Annotated in this window: 11 protein-coding genes; 3 read left to right on the top strand and 8 right to left on the bottom strand. The window is 36.4% G+C overall.

Annotated elements, in window-relative coordinates; translation table 11 throughout:
- Positions 1 to 24: 24 nt before the first annotated feature.
- The 3 genes from QWY87_RS06555 to QWY87_RS06565 form a co-directional block, all read right to left on the bottom strand.
- The gene (locus tag QWY87_RS06555) at positions 25 to 864 is read right to left on the bottom strand and encodes a phytoene/squalene synthase family protein (protein WP_290289631.1); all 840 of its coding nucleotides are present in this window, start codon (positions 862 to 864) and stop codon (positions 25 to 27) included.
- A gap of 1 nt (position 865) precedes the next feature.
- Positions 866 to 2,329, bottom strand: coding sequence for a bifunctional phytoene desaturase/3,4-desaturase (gene crtID, locus QWY87_RS06560; RefSeq protein ID WP_290289633.1), 1,464 nt, complete (start codon positions 2,327 to 2,329; stop codon positions 866 to 868).
- A gap of 315 nt (positions 2,330 to 2,644) precedes the next feature.
- Positions 2,645 to 3,532 (bottom strand): MerR family transcriptional regulator, encoded by an 888-nt coding sequence (locus tag QWY87_RS06565; RefSeq protein ID WP_290289636.1) that lies wholly within the window; start codon positions 3,530 to 3,532, stop codon positions 2,645 to 2,647.
- A 184-nt stretch (positions 3,533 to 3,716) separates the two neighbouring features.
- Here QWY87_RS06565 and QWY87_RS06570 point away from each other — a divergent pair, with 184 nt between their 5' ends.
- On the top strand, positions 3,717 to 5,534 hold the full coding sequence (locus QWY87_RS06570) for a fasciclin domain-containing protein (RefSeq protein WP_290289638.1): 1,818 nt from the start codon (positions 3,717 to 3,719) through the stop codon (positions 5,532 to 5,534).
- A gap of 129 nt (positions 5,535 to 5,663) precedes the next feature.
- Positions 5,664 to 8,072 (top strand): TonB-dependent receptor, encoded by a 2,409-nt coding sequence (locus QWY87_RS06575; RefSeq protein ID WP_290289640.1) that lies wholly within the window; start codon positions 5,664 to 5,666, stop codon positions 8,070 to 8,072.
- A gap of 16 nt (positions 8,073 to 8,088) precedes the next feature.
- On the opposite strand, the gene asnB is transcribed toward QWY87_RS06575, so the two are convergent.
- Positions 8,089 to 9,762, bottom strand: a complete 1,674-nt coding sequence (gene asnB / locus QWY87_RS06580; RefSeq protein ID WP_290289642.1) for an asparagine synthase B — start codon at positions 9,760 to 9,762, stop codon at positions 8,089 to 8,091.
- Between the two features lie 258 nt (positions 9,763 to 10,020).
- On the opposite strand from asnB, the gene QWY87_RS06585 reads away from it, so the two are divergent.
- The gene (locus tag QWY87_RS06585; RefSeq protein WP_290289643.1) at positions 10,021 to 11,472 is read left to right on the top strand and encodes a pyridoxal phosphate-dependent decarboxylase family protein; all 1,452 of its coding nucleotides are present in this window, start codon (positions 10,021 to 10,023) and stop codon (positions 11,470 to 11,472) included.
- Between the two features lie 65 nt (positions 11,473 to 11,537).
- Here the strand turns inward: QWY87_RS06585 and wecB are convergent, their stop codons facing one another.
- The 4 genes from wecB to QWY87_RS06605 form a co-directional block, all read right to left on the bottom strand.
- Positions 11,538 to 12,617: a non-hydrolyzing UDP-N-acetylglucosamine 2-epimerase gene (gene wecB / locus QWY87_RS06590; protein WP_290289644.1), complete on the bottom strand. Its 1,080-nt coding sequence runs from the start codon at positions 12,615 to 12,617 to the stop codon at positions 11,538 to 11,540.
- Positions 12,618 to 12,729: 112 nt separating this feature from the next.
- Positions 12,730 to 14,001: a glycosyltransferase gene (locus QWY87_RS06595; RefSeq protein WP_290289647.1), complete on the bottom strand. Its 1,272-nt coding sequence runs from the start codon at positions 13,999 to 14,001 to the stop codon at positions 12,730 to 12,732.
- Positions 13,998 to 15,200: a glycosyltransferase family 4 protein gene (locus QWY87_RS06600; RefSeq protein WP_290289648.1), complete on the bottom strand. Its 1,203-nt coding sequence runs from the start codon at positions 15,198 to 15,200 to the stop codon at positions 13,998 to 14,000. Before QWY87_RS06600 ends, QWY87_RS06595 begins: the two co-directional genes overlap by 4 nt.
- Before the next feature lie 12 nt (positions 15,201 to 15,212).
- Positions 15,213 to 15,743, bottom strand: coding sequence for a methyltransferase (locus QWY87_RS06605; protein ID WP_290289649.1), 531 nt, complete (start codon positions 15,741 to 15,743; stop codon positions 15,213 to 15,215).
- Between the last annotated feature and the right edge of the window lie 3 nt (positions 15,744 to 15,746).

The raw sequence follows: 15,746 nt of genomic DNA on the forward strand, positions 1-15,746 counted from the left end.
AAATTAATATGAAATTCTTTGCTATCAAAGTAAATTCAACTTGTAATTCACAAAAGATTTGGTCAAAAGAAACATTTTCATTGGGTTGCTGATACGAATTCTTTTTTCTATTATCTCGCTGGCATCCGTCTTACTTAATTTTCTCAATAATTTCTTATAGTAAATATAGGCTGTATAAACTCCAAACTTAGCCTCAATTGGCAATTGTTTGATTCCAATATAAGCTTCATGAAAATCATCGTTGATCTCCTCAATGATTTTGTCTTTAGTATCCATATCAATAATACTACCCTGAATGTGCGGAAAATAAGAGCGATGTAAATTTTCAGTATCATCTTTCAAATCTCTAAGAAAATTGACCTTTTGAAAAGCACTTCCCAATCTCATAGCAGGGGCCTTGAGCGCTTCAAATTGTTTTTGATCTCCCTGAACAAATACTTTCAGACACATTAGTCCGACAACATCTGCTGAGCCATAAATGTAATCTTCATATTCTTCTACACTTTTATATTCCTGTTTGTTAAGGTCAGCTCGCATACTTTTCATAAAATGATCTATCAAATGATGATCAATTTTATGTTTATGAACCACTTGCTGAAACGAATTTAAAATAGGGTTTAGACTTATTCCTCGTTCTATTGAGTTATAAAGGTCACTTTCAAATTCATCCAATAACATTTCCTTGTCATAATCATGAAATGAATCAACTATTTCATCTGCAAATCTGACAAACCCATATATGGCGTAAATATCCTTTTGTATTTTGGGTGACAACATTTTAACAGCAAGTGAAAAAGAGGTGCTGTACATCGTAGTCACCCTATGCGAGCATCGATATGATAATTTGTCAAATAATTCTTTCATGTTAGTTGTCTTTTTTTAATAGATCGGCAACCAATTTTCCGGAGATCAACGAAGGAGGTACGCCTGGGCCCGGAACTGTTAACTGACCAGTAAAATATAGGTTTTTAATTTTTTTGCTTCTTAATTTAGGTCTCAAAAATGCAGTCTGCAACAAAGTATTAGCCATTCCATAGGCATTGCCTTTAAATGAGTTATAGTCATCTTTAAAATCTTGAACACAATAGGATTCCTTAAATATAATAGAAGATTTAATTTCTTGCTGTGTCAATTTTTCTAATCTCTCTAATATAATATTAAAATATTTTTCTCTTAATTCTTCTGTATCTTCAAGGTCCGGAGCCAATGGAATTAGAAAAATCGCTGCTTCCTTGCCATCAGGAGCAATAGTATTATCAGTGATACTCGGAAAGCTTGCATAAAAAAGCGGCTTCTCGGGCCAGGCAGGATCATCATAAATTGCCTTAGCATGATCATCAAAAGACACATCAAAGAACAGTGTATGGTGCAAGACATTTTTAATTTTCTTATCAAGTCCTACATAAAACAACAATGATGAAGGTGCCATCACCTTTTTATCCCAATAGGCATCACTATAAACCCTGTTCTCTTTTAACATTAAACTTTCTGTATGTGCATAGTCTGCTCCTGAAACTAATAAATCAGTCTCAACTTCTACTCCGTTGATGGTAATTGAAGAAACTTTATGACGCTCATCTGTCGTAATCTTTGAAACATTTGAATTCATATTAAATGAAACACCTAATTCTTCAGCAAGACGAATCATTCCATCTACCACAGATTTCATGCCACCCTTTGGATACCATGTTCCTAAACTCAGGTCTGCAAAATTCATAAAACTATAAAAAGCCGGTGTCATAGAAGGCTTTGCTCCTAAAAATAACACAGGAAATTCTATAATTTGCCTCAATCTTGGGCTTTTAAATTTTCTCTTGGCTACATCATGGATCGTAGAAATAAACTGCGGAATTTCTAAAATGGTATCCTTCGAAACAAGCTCAAAAGGACTTATACCTGGTTTATACACAAGGTCTTTAATCGCAACGTCATAATTCTTTTCTGCCTTTTGCAAAAAACCAGTGAGTGCTTTTGCGCCGTTCTTCTCTACATCTTCAAATGTCTGCTTAATTTCATCAAGATCATCTGAAATATCGAGATAATCTGCCTGATCAAAATAAACCCTGTAAGCAGGTCCTAATCTTTCAAGCTGATAATAATCAGAAGGCTTTCTACCAAAATCACCAAAAAACCTTTCAAACACATCTGGCATCCAATACCAGGTTGGCCCCATGTCAAATTTAAAACCCTGATTCACAAATTGTCTTGCGCGACCACCAAGCTGCGCATTCTTTTCATAAACAGTAACCTCATATCCCTCTTTGGCCAGATAACAGGCCGCAGAAATAGAAGCGAATCCAGAACCAATGACTACAACTTTTTTCTTCATAACGCCAAAATTAATTGTTTTTCTGCAAAAAACAATTTTTTTGTCTAACTTTTTTTAAATTTTCTTTAAACAAATTTGTTTAACTTTTATATGGTTCATCTAAATCAATTTTTGATCTAATTATGCTTCAACAATTACAGTCCTAATCCCGGCAAAAGACGAGAAACACCAAACCAAGAAAATTTATATTCTGAGAAACAAACGCATAATTAACAGCCTGTTTCAAGGTTTTTAAATTTAACAAAAAAAATAAAAGAATGAGTCATACAAGTAAAAAGAATGTATTTACCTGATTTGGATCTAAAAATAGATTAATTATTTCTTATTTTGAATACCAATTAAGCGATCCTGAAACTCTAGAGGCGAAGACACTTTAACAATTCTTTCAGAACCCTTCACGGCATCCAAATTCTCAGCACTTCCGGAAATAATAAAAGGTACCTCATTCCCTTCCAGAATAGATTCTATAAAACTATTAACCTTACTTACTTTAGGCGTCACAAACATAGTCATCATGGCGTCAGGCTCAGCAATATCGATCACCTTCTTAATATTAGCTACAGGCACACCGTGACCCAAATAATAAACATTCCAACCCATTTCTTTGGCCATAAAACTAGCTAGAAGCAGCCCAATCTCATGCTCTTCACCCTCAAGAAGAAAAAGAACAACCGAAGGCGCTCCTTTTTGAGGTATAGACAATCGCTCAATAGCTGCAATAATTTTTTGTCTTATTAAATTAGACATATAATGCTCTTGGGCAATCATTGCCTTATTTGTAGTCCACAACACCCCAACATATTGAAGAAATGGATAAATAGACTCCGTTATTGTTCTTAAAAAACCCTTTCGAATTACTTGTCTTTCAAAAATATTGTCAAAATCCTCTTCATTCATTTCGAGCATACTCAGGGTCAAGCCCTTCATCTCGTCACTTGATTCTGAGGCTGGATCAGCCAAAACCTTGGTCACCTCTTCATACACCTCCTCATCAGTCATTTTGTCCAACTTAGAAACGCGATAACCATTCCTTACTAATATGCCAAAATTTAGAAGTTGCTTCAACTGAACATCAGAATAGTATCTAATATTAGTAGGTGTTCGCATCGGGTCAAGAAAATCATAACGGCGTTCCCAAATTCTTAAAGTATGCGCTTTTATTCCTGTTAGTGCCTCAACCTGAGCAACTGAATATGTAACCATGTTTATATATCTTAATTAAAAAGTTGAACAAATATATAAAAATATTAACGTGTAAACCAAGCAAATACACTGTTATTATTTTTTTTGTTCACTTTTTTTACTTTTTTCTTGGACAGTATTATTTTTTTCATTTATATTTGTAGAACTTTTATAGCTAAATATTAAACAATTAAATTTTATCCAAATGAATTATCTAAAAAAAATTACCATGTTAATGCTCTTTATAGGGCTACCTTTATTAACGTTAAGTTGTTCTGATGACGATGATGATATCATCGTAGACGACAAAAACATTGTTGAGATTGCTCAACAAACACCTGAACTCAGCACTTTAGTTGACGCTTTAGTAGCTGCAGATCTAACAGGAGCTTTATCAGGACCTGGGCCTTTTACAGTTTTTGCACCTACCAATACAGCTTTTGAAAATCTACCTGATGGTGCTCTAAATAATATCATCGCGAATCCTGCCTTATTGACTGCACTATTACAATACCATGTAGTGAGTGGAGATGTAAAGTCGACAGATTTATCAAACGGACCAGTACAAACCTTGTTATCAGGTCAAACAGTAGAGGTTGACATTTCAAATGGAGTAACCTTAAATGGTTCTTCAAATGTTACCACTGCAGATATTGATGCATCTAACGGTGTTATACATATTATAGATGAAGTTTTGTTCCCTGAAGATTTTTATTCAATGACACTTGCTCAAATCGTAGCAGGAAGCGAAAATCACACTATCCTATTAAGTGCTTTGGCAAAACCAGAACTTTCTGACTTACTTGCTGCAGCCAGTGACCCAACAGGTGACCTTACAGTATTCGCTCCAACAGATGCCGCTTTTGAAGCTGTTTTAGCTGCCTTAGGAAAAACAAGTATTGACGAAATTCCTGTAGGAGTATTAAAAGAAATTGTGACTTACCACATTTTAGGAGGTGCAGTTACTTCTGATCAGTTAGCAAATGGAGACGTAAATACATTGTTGCCAGGAATAGTAGGCGGACCTGAATTTGAGTTTGTAACGGTAGATCTTACTGATGGTGTTAAAATAAACACTGCAAATGTAACTGCTGCTGATTTAAAGGCTGTAAATGGTGTTGCTCATGTAGTTGATGCGGTTTTATTACCGAGTTATATAACTTATTCTTTAGGAACTATTGCAGAAGTAGTACAGTTCAATAATGATTTCACAATTTTAAATGCAGCTCTAAGAAAGGCTGAATTATTAGAAACAGTAGCTAAGACAGATAACTTAACTGTTTTCGCTCCTGACAACGCTGGTTTTGTTGCCGCTGGAATTACATCTTTAGATGGTTTAGAAAAAGAGGATTTGACTCCTATTCTAACTTACCATGTATTAGGTGCTGTAGTGAAAGCTGCTGACCTTCCTGCAAGCGGAATTGCTGAAACTTTAAATGGAGAAAACATTTACCTGGGATATTTATTCAATGGTGAAGTATTGATCAATGGTTTAACATATATTAAATTAGATAAAGTTGATATCGAAAAAAGTAATGGTGTGATCCATGTGATCGATAGAACTTTAGTTCCACCAGCTCCTAATGTAGTTGAAATAGCGTTAGCATTGGCGGATAATGGTGAAGCTTCAGAGTTTACAGTTTTGGTAAGTCTTTTAACTAACCCAGCGTACTCAGACATCACTGATGCAATAATTGCAGCCGATGACATTACAGTTTTTGCACCTACAGATGCAGCATTCGGTGAAATCGCAGATCTTCTACCAACTTTGACCGAAGCGCAAGTAAGATCAGTATTAACTTATCACGCTGCCGGAGCAAGAGTTTTCGCAGAAGATTTGAATGAAGGAGATAATCTTACAATGCTCAATTTGCAAGATGTGAGAGTAGGAGGTATCATTGGTGATCTGATCATTCTTGAAGACAAATCAGGCGCGGACGATGCTATTATAATCATAAAGAATGTTCACGGAAGCAATGGAGTTATTCATGCAATCGACAAAGTTTTAATACCGAATTTATAAAATCATTTCTTGATAGTTTGATTTATTTTGGATGGGTGGATCGATGGTTATTATAATCATCGGTCCATTCTTCATAAAATAGAGCTGTCAATCATCAATTCTTTTTTACCTTTAATAAAACTTATCACAGTGTTTTCCAAAATAAACCTACTACTTATTATAGCCTTATTAACCGTTAGCAATGTGCTGGCACAAACAGGCTCCATTAAAGGACGTGTATACAACGAGATTAACAACGAAAGCATACCCTTTGCAAACATCGTACTGGATAGTACGCAAATCGGCACAACCTCTGATGAAGAGGGCCGCTTTGAAATTGATAATATCAAACCTGGCATTTACAATCTTACCTGTAGCTTTGTTGGCTTTAAGACAAGCTATATCTATGAAATTAGTATAGGATCTGCCAGTACTACTGATATCAATATCGCTTTAGAAGAAGAAAGCGCGCTTTTAGACCAGGTAATTATACAAACCAATAGAATAGAAAAATCTGCAGAAAGCCCCTTAAGTAAACAGACTATTGGCGCTACTGAAATTTATAGAAATCCAGGCGCTAACCGGGATATCTCAAAAGTGATACAAATTCTACCCGGTGTTGCCACTACAGTGAGTTTCAGAAATGACATCATTGTTAGAGGAGGCGCACCAAATGAAAACCGTTTTTATTTAGACGGTATCGAAATACCAAACATCAATCACTTTGCCACACAAGGTTCTTCTGGAGGACCAGTGGGTATGATCAATGTGAATTTTATACGTGATGTAGACTTCTACTCCGGTGCTTTCCCGGCGAATAGAGGGAACGCCTTGAGTTCTGTTATGGATTTTCAACAAGTTACCGGGAACAGAGAAAAATTAGGAGGAAGTTTTATGCTTGGCTCAAGTGATGTCGGTCTGACGCTGAATGGACCAACTGGTAAAAATTCTTCATTTATTTTATCCGCCCGACGCTCTTACCTGCAATTCTTGTTTCAAGCCCTTAAATTGCCTTTTTTACCCACCTATAATGATTTCCAGTACAAACACTTCTTCGAATTTGGAGACAAAGACCAACTTACAATTGTCGGTCTCGGTGCCATTGATAATTTTGAATTAAATACGGAAGTAAATGACGGTGAAACAGACCAGGAAACTATAGACCGCAACAATTACATACTTGGTAATTTACCCGTTAGTGAGCAATGGAATTACACTATAGGTGCTAATTGGAAACATTATTCAAAAAATAGTTTTCAAAATGTTGTAGTCAGTAGAAATCATTTAAACAATACTTCTACCAAATACAAAGACAATATCGAGGATCCGGATTTGTTGCTTTTAGATTATAATTCAGAAGAAATCGAAAACAAACTCCGCGTTGAAAGCACCAAAAGAATGAACGGCTGGAACTGGAATATTGGAGCTGGCTTTGAGCATGTAAAATATACCAACTCAACCTTTAAGGAAACAGTGATCAATGGGGACGTTACTACCATTGATTTCGATTCTGAATTTACAATGCAGAAATATTCATTTTTTACCCACGTGAGCAAGTCAGTATTAAATGAGCGTTTATCTCTTTCACTTGGCTTAAGAAGTGATGCAAATAGTTACTCAGATGAAATGTCAAATTTACTTGATCAATTATCTCCAAGATTTTCGGCATCCTATCAATTCACTGAAAAATTCTCTGCCAGTTTTAACTTAGGGCGATACTATCAGCTGCCTGCCTATACCGTAATGGGATATGCCGATAGTGACGGAAACCCAGTGAATAAAGAAAATGGAATCACTTATATTCAAAGTGATCATATTGTAGCAGGGGTTCAGTACAATCCTACTAAATACTCGAAGATCACAGTTGAAACCTTTTATAAAAAATATGATGACTATCCGTTTTTGACCAATGATAGTATTTCATTGGCAAATCTAGGTGGTGATTTTGGTGTTATCGGAAATGAACCAGCCGTATCGATTTCAAAAGGACGTAGCTATGGTTTAGAAGTATTTCTCCAACAAAAATTAAGCTCAACCGTCTATGGCTTGATCTCTTATACTTTTGTGAGAAGTGAATTTGAAGATAAGGATAATAATTATGTGGCCTCATCTTGGGACAATAGACATGTTTTGAATATCACAGCAGGTAAAAAATTGAAAAAGAACTGGGAAATTGGTGCTAAATTCAGATTTCTTGGAGGCTCACCCTATACGCCTTATGACATTGAACAATCTTCTAAAAAAGAAAACTGGGATGTTACAAATAGCGGTATTAATGATTGGGATCTTTTAAATACGCAGCGAAATGGGAATTCTCATGGTCTTGACCTGAGAGTAGACAAGCGTTGGTTCTTTAAAAAATGGGCGCTAAATGCCTATCTGGACATACAGAATATTTATAATTTCCAAACAGAAACCAAACCCTTTTTAGATGTGGTTAGAGATGATAATGGAAATCCTATTGAAGATCCAAACAATCCTGACAGCTACCTCACTCAAGAGATCGAAAATACGACAGGTACGGTTCTTCCTTCAATAGGAATTATGGTAGAATTTTAATGACAATTAATGATGCCTAGCTTTTTGCATAGGCCTCTTCATGAACATTCGCAACGGCTCTTCCAGAAGGGTCGTTCATGTTTTTAAAGCTTTCGTCCCACTCTAGTGCAATCTTTGTACTACAAGCCACTGAGGCTTCCTGTGGCACACATAATGCTGCCGTATCCGAAGGGAAATGACTTGCAAATATACTTCTGTAATAGAACTCCTCTTTTGAGGTAGGTGTTTGAATTGGAAACTTATATTTAGCATTAGCCAATTGTTCGTCAGAAACTTCCTGATCAACAACTTCTTTTAAAGTATCAATCCAGCTATACCCTACACCATCTGAAAATTGTTCTTTTTGCCTCCAGGCAACACTTTCAGGAAGGTATTGTTCAAATGCCTTTCTAATAACCCACTTTTCCATGCGCTCTCCGTTGATCATTTTATCTTCAGGGTTAATTCGCATCGCCACATCCATGAATTCTTTATCCAAAAACGGAACCCTACCTTCAATACCCCAAGCCGCTAGGGACTTGTTGGCTCTTAAGCAATCATACATGTGTAATTTTTCCAGCTTTCTCACCGTTTCTTTATGAAATTCTTCAGCACTTGGCGCTTTATGAAAGTATAAATAGCCACCAAACAATTCATCTGCTCCTTCTCCGGACAATACCATTTTTACTCCCATAGACTTGATAACTCTTGCCATTAAGTACATTGGGGTTGAGGCCCGAATCGTTGTTATATCATAAGTTTCAAGGTTATAAACAACATCCTTGATCGCATCTAATCCTTCCTGAATCGTAAATTTTATTTCATGATGAACGGTTCCAATATGGTCAGCTACAAGTTGAGCTGCAGCCAAATCAGGAGATCCTTCAAGCCCTACAGAAAACGAATGCAAACGAGGCCACCAGGCTTCTTGTGTATCACCAGACTCAACTCGTTTTTCAGCATATTTTTTTGCCAAAGCAGAGGTTACAGATGAATCTAAGCCACCTGATAATAAAACACCATAAGGTACATCACTCATCAGCTGTCTGTGAACAGCTGCTTCAAGTGCATCATGTAACTCATCTATACTTGTCTGGTTTTCTTTAACTGCATCAAACTCTGTCCAGTCTCTGTTATACCATCTTACTAATTTTCCATCTTTACTAGACATATAATGCCCTGGAGGGAATAATTCAATTTTAGTACAGACGCCTTCAAGCGCTTTAAGCTCTGATGCTACGTAAAAAGTGCCGTTGGCATCCCAACCGATATACAATGGAATAATTCCCATATGGTCTCTCGCCACAAAATACTCATCCTTCTCAACATCATAAATGGCAAATCCAAAAATACCATTCATCTCATCTATAAAATCAGCACCTTTCGCTTTGTATAAAGCTAAAATCACTTCACAATCAGAATCAGTTTGAAAATTATACTTGCCTTCAAACTGCTGGCGTAACTCTTGATGATTATATATCTCTCCATTGGCTGCTAAAACCAATTTTTTATCTTCACTAAATAGCGGTTGTTTTCCTGATGCTGGATCAACAATTGCCAAACGCTCATGCGCTAAAATCGCCTTGTCATTACTATATATCCCACTCCAGTCTGGCCCGCGGTGACGGATCTTTTTTGACATCTCCAACAACTGTGGTCTTAAAACCTCAGCCTTCTCTTTTAAATCAAATGCACATACTATTCCACACATCTCTTTCCTGTTTTATTGTTTATTAGAATGCAAATATGATTTAATTATTTCAATACGTAAACATAATATCAATATTAGTTATAATTTAACACCTTAATGCTAATATAAGTTTAAATATGTAATCAAACTCTTTTGATTTCATTTCATTAGTTTACAATCTGAAATCAGTAAAAATTTTAATTGCAACAGAGCCCTTCTTAAGTAGGAATAAATTTTCAAAACTAGTAAGTTTACCAGTGACTACAAATGCAGCTACACATGAATGAGTTAGAACAAAAAATACAAGAACTTGAGCAAATATCGAATGCCTTAGAGCCTAACGAAAAAGAGAGAAACCTCTTTTTTGATCAGACTAAAAAATTTGCTCATGATTTTATCAATTCATTAACAACAAAAAAAGCTTACAATCAAGCAGCAATTGATCCTAGCAGCTTTACTATAGGTGACAAAAATATAGGTATGGCAGAAATCATCCTCACTTATGAGAATGAAGTGGCCAACAAGGGTATTAACGCTGCATCAGGTAGTCATCTAGGTTATATACCAGGCGGAGGAATTTTTAGTGCTTCCCTGGCCGATGTAATGGTTGGAGTTAGCAATGAATATGCAGGTATGCATTTTGCATCTCCCGGCGGAGTAGCCATGGAGCATGAATTAATTCGTTGGATGTCATCCATATTCGGTTATCCTGAAAAAAGCATTGGGAATTTAACTTCAGGGGGATCTATAGCCAATCTTATTGCGCTCACTTCTGCAAGAGATAAGCATAAAATCAAGGGAAGTAAAATTGAAAAAAGTGTCATCTACCTGAGCGAACAAACGCATCATTGTATCCAAAAGGCCTTAAGAATTATCGGTCTGGAGGATATCATCATTCGCTATGTAAAAATTGATCCTAGATCAAAAATAATTATATCTGATTTAACAAAGCTCATTATAGAAGATATTTTGCTTGGCTTATTGCCTTTTTTAGTAGTAGGCTCAGCCGGGACAACAGACACTGGCGCAATCGACCCTCTTGAAGAGATGGCTAAAATTTGCCAAACACACAATTTATGGTTTCATGTAGATGCAGCCTATGGTGGATTCTTTATGTTGCTTGATAAGCAAAAACGTGCTTTTAAAGGCATTGAACTTTCAGACTCATTAGTTGTCGATCCGCATAAAGGGCTTTTTTTACCCTATGGTATTGGAGCGGTTTTGATCAAAGACAAAGAAGCCGTCTTCCACTCTCATCATCAAACAGCCAATTATATGCAAGACGCTTTGAAGGAAGCATCTCCTATCAACCCTGCGGATGTATCACCTGAACTCACCAAACATTTTCGAGGTATGCGCATGTGGCTACCTCTTCAATTACATGGTGTCGAACCATTTAAAGCCTGTTTAGAAGAAAAAATTTATCTCCTTCAGTATATGAGATCAAAACTTGACAAACTCGGATTTTCACTTGGCCCTGAACCTGACCTTTCTGTTAGCTATTTCTGGTTTGAAACAAAAGCAACAGATCGTGACGAATTCAACAAAAAATTACTAGAATTTATTCATGAGGATGGAAGAAGCTTTTTAAGCTCAACCAAGATAAAAGAACAGTTCGTTATTCGCATTGCCATCCTTTCCTTTAGAACCAAACTTAAAGCGGCAGATCAGGCCTTAAAAATGATTGAGCGCTGCTTGAGAAAAACGAAATTATTTTTCAAAAAAATCTAAAATTGTAATCTTTAAAAGCGAAACACTATCCAAATTGAATTAACAAGATTTGTCGCGTTGCGCAATTACATGAGCTTCTTTATGGATTCATAAATAGACAATCCTACATCGCTCCCGTATAAACCTGATTTAAAGTCAACATTTTCAGCTAGATAACGCTTGCTCTCTTGTAACATTTTTTCGGCATCACTTCCAACAATGGATGCATACCCTTCAGTAACGAGTTCAACCCATTCCGTTTCTTCCCTTACAATAAGGCAAGGCTTTTCATTAAAATAAGCTTCTTTTTGAAGGCCGCCACTATCTGTAACGACAAGATTACAATGCTTTAATAATTGCAGCATATCAAAATAACCCACTGGATCAATTAATAAACCAGTAAAGTTAAGTGCATACTTTTTCAACAATCCTTTGGTTCTCGGGTGCAATGGCATCACTACCTGCGCCACATCAGAAATATTATTGAGGCCTTCGATGATGGCTTTTAATCGTTGACGATCGTCAGTGTTTTCCTGCCTATGGATAGTTGCCATAACAAACCTTTTCTCATCTAAGCCTAGTTTTTCAACAATGGCAGATCTCGTTTCTGATAACTTACCATAAAACTCAACCGCATCGTGCATGATATCACCACTTAGTTCAATCTTCGAATTGAAATTATCAAATCCCTCAGCTTTTAAATTCGAAACTGCCGTTTTTGTTGGACAAAGCATCAGGTCAGATATTCTATCGGTTAGAATTCTGTTCACTTCTTCAGGCATGGCCATATTAAATGACCTAAGACCTGCTTCAATATGAGCTACTCGAATACCAAGTTTTTTTGCGGCCAAAGCCCCTGCAAGCGTTGAATTCGTATCTCCATAGACCACAACTAAAAGAGGTTTCTCTATCAATAAGACCTCTTCTATTTTTTCAAGCATTCTACCTGTCATGGCTCCATGCCCTACTCCATTAATATCAAAATTGTACTTAGGTTTAGGAATCTCCATTTCGGTGAAAAAGACTTCACTCATGTTGGCATCAAAGTGCTGGCCTGTATGAATAATCACTTCCGAAAACTCTTCCTTGTCGGCTATTATTCTGCTTAATACAGCTGCCTTCACAAACTGCGGACGTGCGCCTAAAATACTTACTATTTTTTTCAAATTTCCCAATTAATGAACTGATTTGTTTTTCGATTGATGCTTCTGAATCCTATCTAATTCTAAGATAAACTTAAACAATAATCTATATTTTTTAGCTAATTCTAAATAAATATCACAGACTCTTTAAAATAGTAGCCAATTCTTTGGTTAAATTCTTTCTGTGGTAGCGATCAATGTTTTTGGTATGGTTTAACAATTGCCCGGTTTTAAATGCTTCATAATACTTTAGCAGCATTTTTTTCAATGACAAAAGGTCATCAAAATCAACCATTTGACCCGCTTCTGTCTTATTTAGTATTTCAGCCAAATCGCCATCTACAGGACCTATTCCAATGATGGGCCTCTTACTTTGCAAATACTCAAATACTTTTCCTGTAATAACTGATCGTGATGATGGTACATCATTCACCGCCAATAAAAGTAATTGAGATGAGCGCTGAAATTTTAACACATCTTTATGCGCTACATACGCTACAAAGTTCACATGATCATTCAACCCTAAGGCCTCAACACTTTGGTACACTTCATCATCACATTTTCCGATAAGCTTAACGCTGAGATCGCTTGAGAAGTCTTCATTTTCGTCGATCAACTCCCTTAATGCCTGCCAAAATATTTTAGGATTTCGATCGGCATTCATCATTCCTATATGTGAAATGCTAAATTTAGTATCCATGGCCACCTCACTATCTTCAACTTGCTCATCAAAGCCATTACTTATAACATATGTATTTTGATTGCGGTCAATAAATTCTTCCCTCATGGTTTTACCAACAACAATTACCGCATCGGCCTCCATCAACACCTTATTTTCCAATTCATGATGTTTTTTTCTAGCCCCATCTGTCAAAGGTAAATTATGAAAATAATCAATATTGGTCCAAGGATCTCTAAAATCAGCAAGCCATTTGACACCACAAATCCTTTTAAGTTCAGCACCAATCATGTGAACACTATGTGGAGGACCTGTACTAATTATAACATCTACCGGATTCTCTTTGAGAAAGGCAGTCAGTTTACGTACTGAAGGTTTAATCCAATACTTTCTGGCATCTGGAATAAAATAGTTTGCCCTTATATAGTGCATTTGCCTTTGTAAAAAGGAAGGGTCTGGATTTAAAAAACCTGCGCTTTGATTTTTCTCATTATTCTTGAACTTAGATAATACGTTGTTCGGCTCCCAAATAGGCTCGCGTAACACCTGTAAATCAACAGGTACCTCAGACAGCAAACTTTCATCTTCAACAGCATAGTTCGGGTTTTCAACGGTGTATACTATTGGGTCAATTCCAAAACAAGAAAAATACTTGATGAATTTGAGCCAGCGTTGCACTCCACTACCACCTGCCGGCGGCCAATAATATGTAATTAATAAAATCTTCAACTCTTTTCAAATTCTAAATATAAGTCCTTCAGATTTCTTGAGACCTTTTCCCAGGAAAATTTCTGTTCAATAAAGTGCTTTCCGTTTTGTCCTAGTTCATTGCATAATTTCGGATCATTAAATAATAGCATGATTTTCTCGGCTATCTCATTTGCATCCTTCTCCTTATGAACCAAGCCGCTTTTCACCTCATTTATCAAATTTTTTTGAGCCCTAACATCACTGACCAACAAGGGCAGCGAAAAGCTCATGTACTGAAATAATTTATTTGCATAGGTTGTGTCATGATAAAGGTTTCTATGCAAAGGTGAGATCCCTAAATGAGCAGCCATCAGGTAGCTGGGAAAAAGACTCACGTCTTGCCATCCTTCAAAATCAACCACTTCATTCAAATCAAGTTCGGCCACTTTCTGTTTAAGGATTTCATCGGATGAGTTTTTCCCTACGATAACCAGCTTAATGACGTCCTTCATCTCTTTATCCTTACATAAAATTCCCATGGCCTCAATGGCAGAGATCAAACCCCTTCTGAGCCCAGTATCTCCCAAATAAAGTAAAACGAATTTATCCTTATACTTCTCTAATATTGATAAATCAGTGCTATAATTCTCATAAAAAGAACGCTTCACTGTATTAGGCACCACTACAAATTTATCTTTTGATTGCTCAGTTCTGTCAACTAATTCTTCTTTAGATTCTTTGGTCACAACAATTACCTTGTCTGCTTTCTTAACAAATTCGACTTCCTTTCTTTTCCATGCTTCAGGTGAGATCAAAATATTACCTGGAAATTTACCCAGATGCGGGTAACTTTTCATGATTTCAGGCCTGTTCTCATGCAGGTCTAAAACTACTGGAAGATGTAATTTATTATTTGCTTTAAAAACCGCATCTGCAATCACCATGTCGTGTACATGTATCATATCAATGTGATTCTCATTTAAAAAATGAGTAACCTTTTTAGACATCATTATCTTATACAGCGGCAAAGTATAAGCAAGGGCTGAAGCTTTGTACTCCAGTTGATTACTTGGATATCTTTTAACCTCAATCTCATTTATGATCTCCTCCTCAAAAGTCAGTTTATAGCCGAGACAAAAAAGAAAAACTTTATGACCACTTTCGATTAATGCCAAGGCCTCATTCTCAACCCGAGGATCAGGAGGAAAGGTCTTGTCTAAAATCATTCCAATTCTCATGTCGTTTGGAGTCTATCTTTCCGCATAAACGGCGTAGTATCTGGGTGTGAATTTTCTTAGAATAGGTCTGAATCCAATCTTCTTAACAGGGCTTGACCATTTTTCTATTTTTTTGATATGCCAACCTGATTTTTCAAGTAACCAATCAAACTGCCAATCTTCAAATTCATGGTAGTGCCTGTCCCATTTATCAGTTTTGCTTCTATAAGCGCTGGCAAACCATAGTTTTAAAGGAACTGTTGTTATTAATTTAGAGGCTTTAACTGTATTTAGCACATTAAAAGGTGCTATCAGGTGTTCAAAAATCTCAAAAGCGGTTACGGCGTCAACTTCATAATTCAAGACAGTTTTGTAGTCAAAATCAAGGTCTTCACCTGAGGTATTATAAACCGTATAACCATGGGCTTCAAGGATCTCACTCAATTCGTTTCGAACGCCCAAGTCTAAAATAGTGGCTGGTGCTGGCAAGACAGATTGTAAAAATGCTAGCGTATGGTTATATCTTTTTTTCGGAACCGTTTTATACGATTTAAAATTAGCCATCTG

The organism is Lutimonas halocynthiae, assembly GCF_030409835.1.
In the GTDB taxonomy this organism is placed as follows: Bacteria; Bacteroidota; Bacteroidia; order Flavobacteriales; family Flavobacteriaceae; genus Lutimonas; species Lutimonas halocynthiae.

What these genes read in the sequence shown, in the direction of transcription:
- QWY87_RS06555 (WP_290289631.1), bottom strand. Translation starts at nt 864, where the DNA reads ATGAAAGAATTATTTGACAAATTATCATATCGATGCTCGCATAGGGTG.
- QWY87_RS06565 (WP_290289636.1), bottom strand. Translation starts at nt 3,532, where the DNA reads ATGGTTACATATTCAGTTGCTCAGGTTGAGGCACTAACAGGAATAAAA.
- QWY87_RS06585 (WP_290289643.1), top strand. Translation starts at nt 10,021, where the DNA reads ATGAATGAGTTAGAACAAAAAATACAAGAACTTGAGCAAATATCGAAT.
- QWY87_RS06605 (WP_290289649.1), bottom strand. Translation starts at nt 15,743, where the DNA reads ATGGCTAATTTTAAATCGTATAAAACGGTTCCGAAAAAAAGATATAAC.
- QWY87_RS06600 (WP_290289648.1), bottom strand. Translation starts at nt 15,200, where the DNA reads ATGAGAATTGGAATGATTTTAGACAAGACCTTTCCTCCTGATCCTCGG.
- asnB (WP_290289642.1), bottom strand. Translation starts at nt 9,762, where the DNA reads ATGTGTGGAATAGTATGTGCATTTGATTTAAAAGAGAAGGCTGAGGTT.
- crtID (WP_290289633.1), bottom strand. Translation starts at nt 2,329, where the DNA reads ATGAAGAAAAAAGTTGTAGTCATTGGTTCTGGATTCGCTTCTATTTCT.
- QWY87_RS06570 (WP_290289638.1), top strand. Translation starts at nt 3,717, where the DNA reads ATGAATTATCTAAAAAAAATTACCATGTTAATGCTCTTTATAGGGCTA.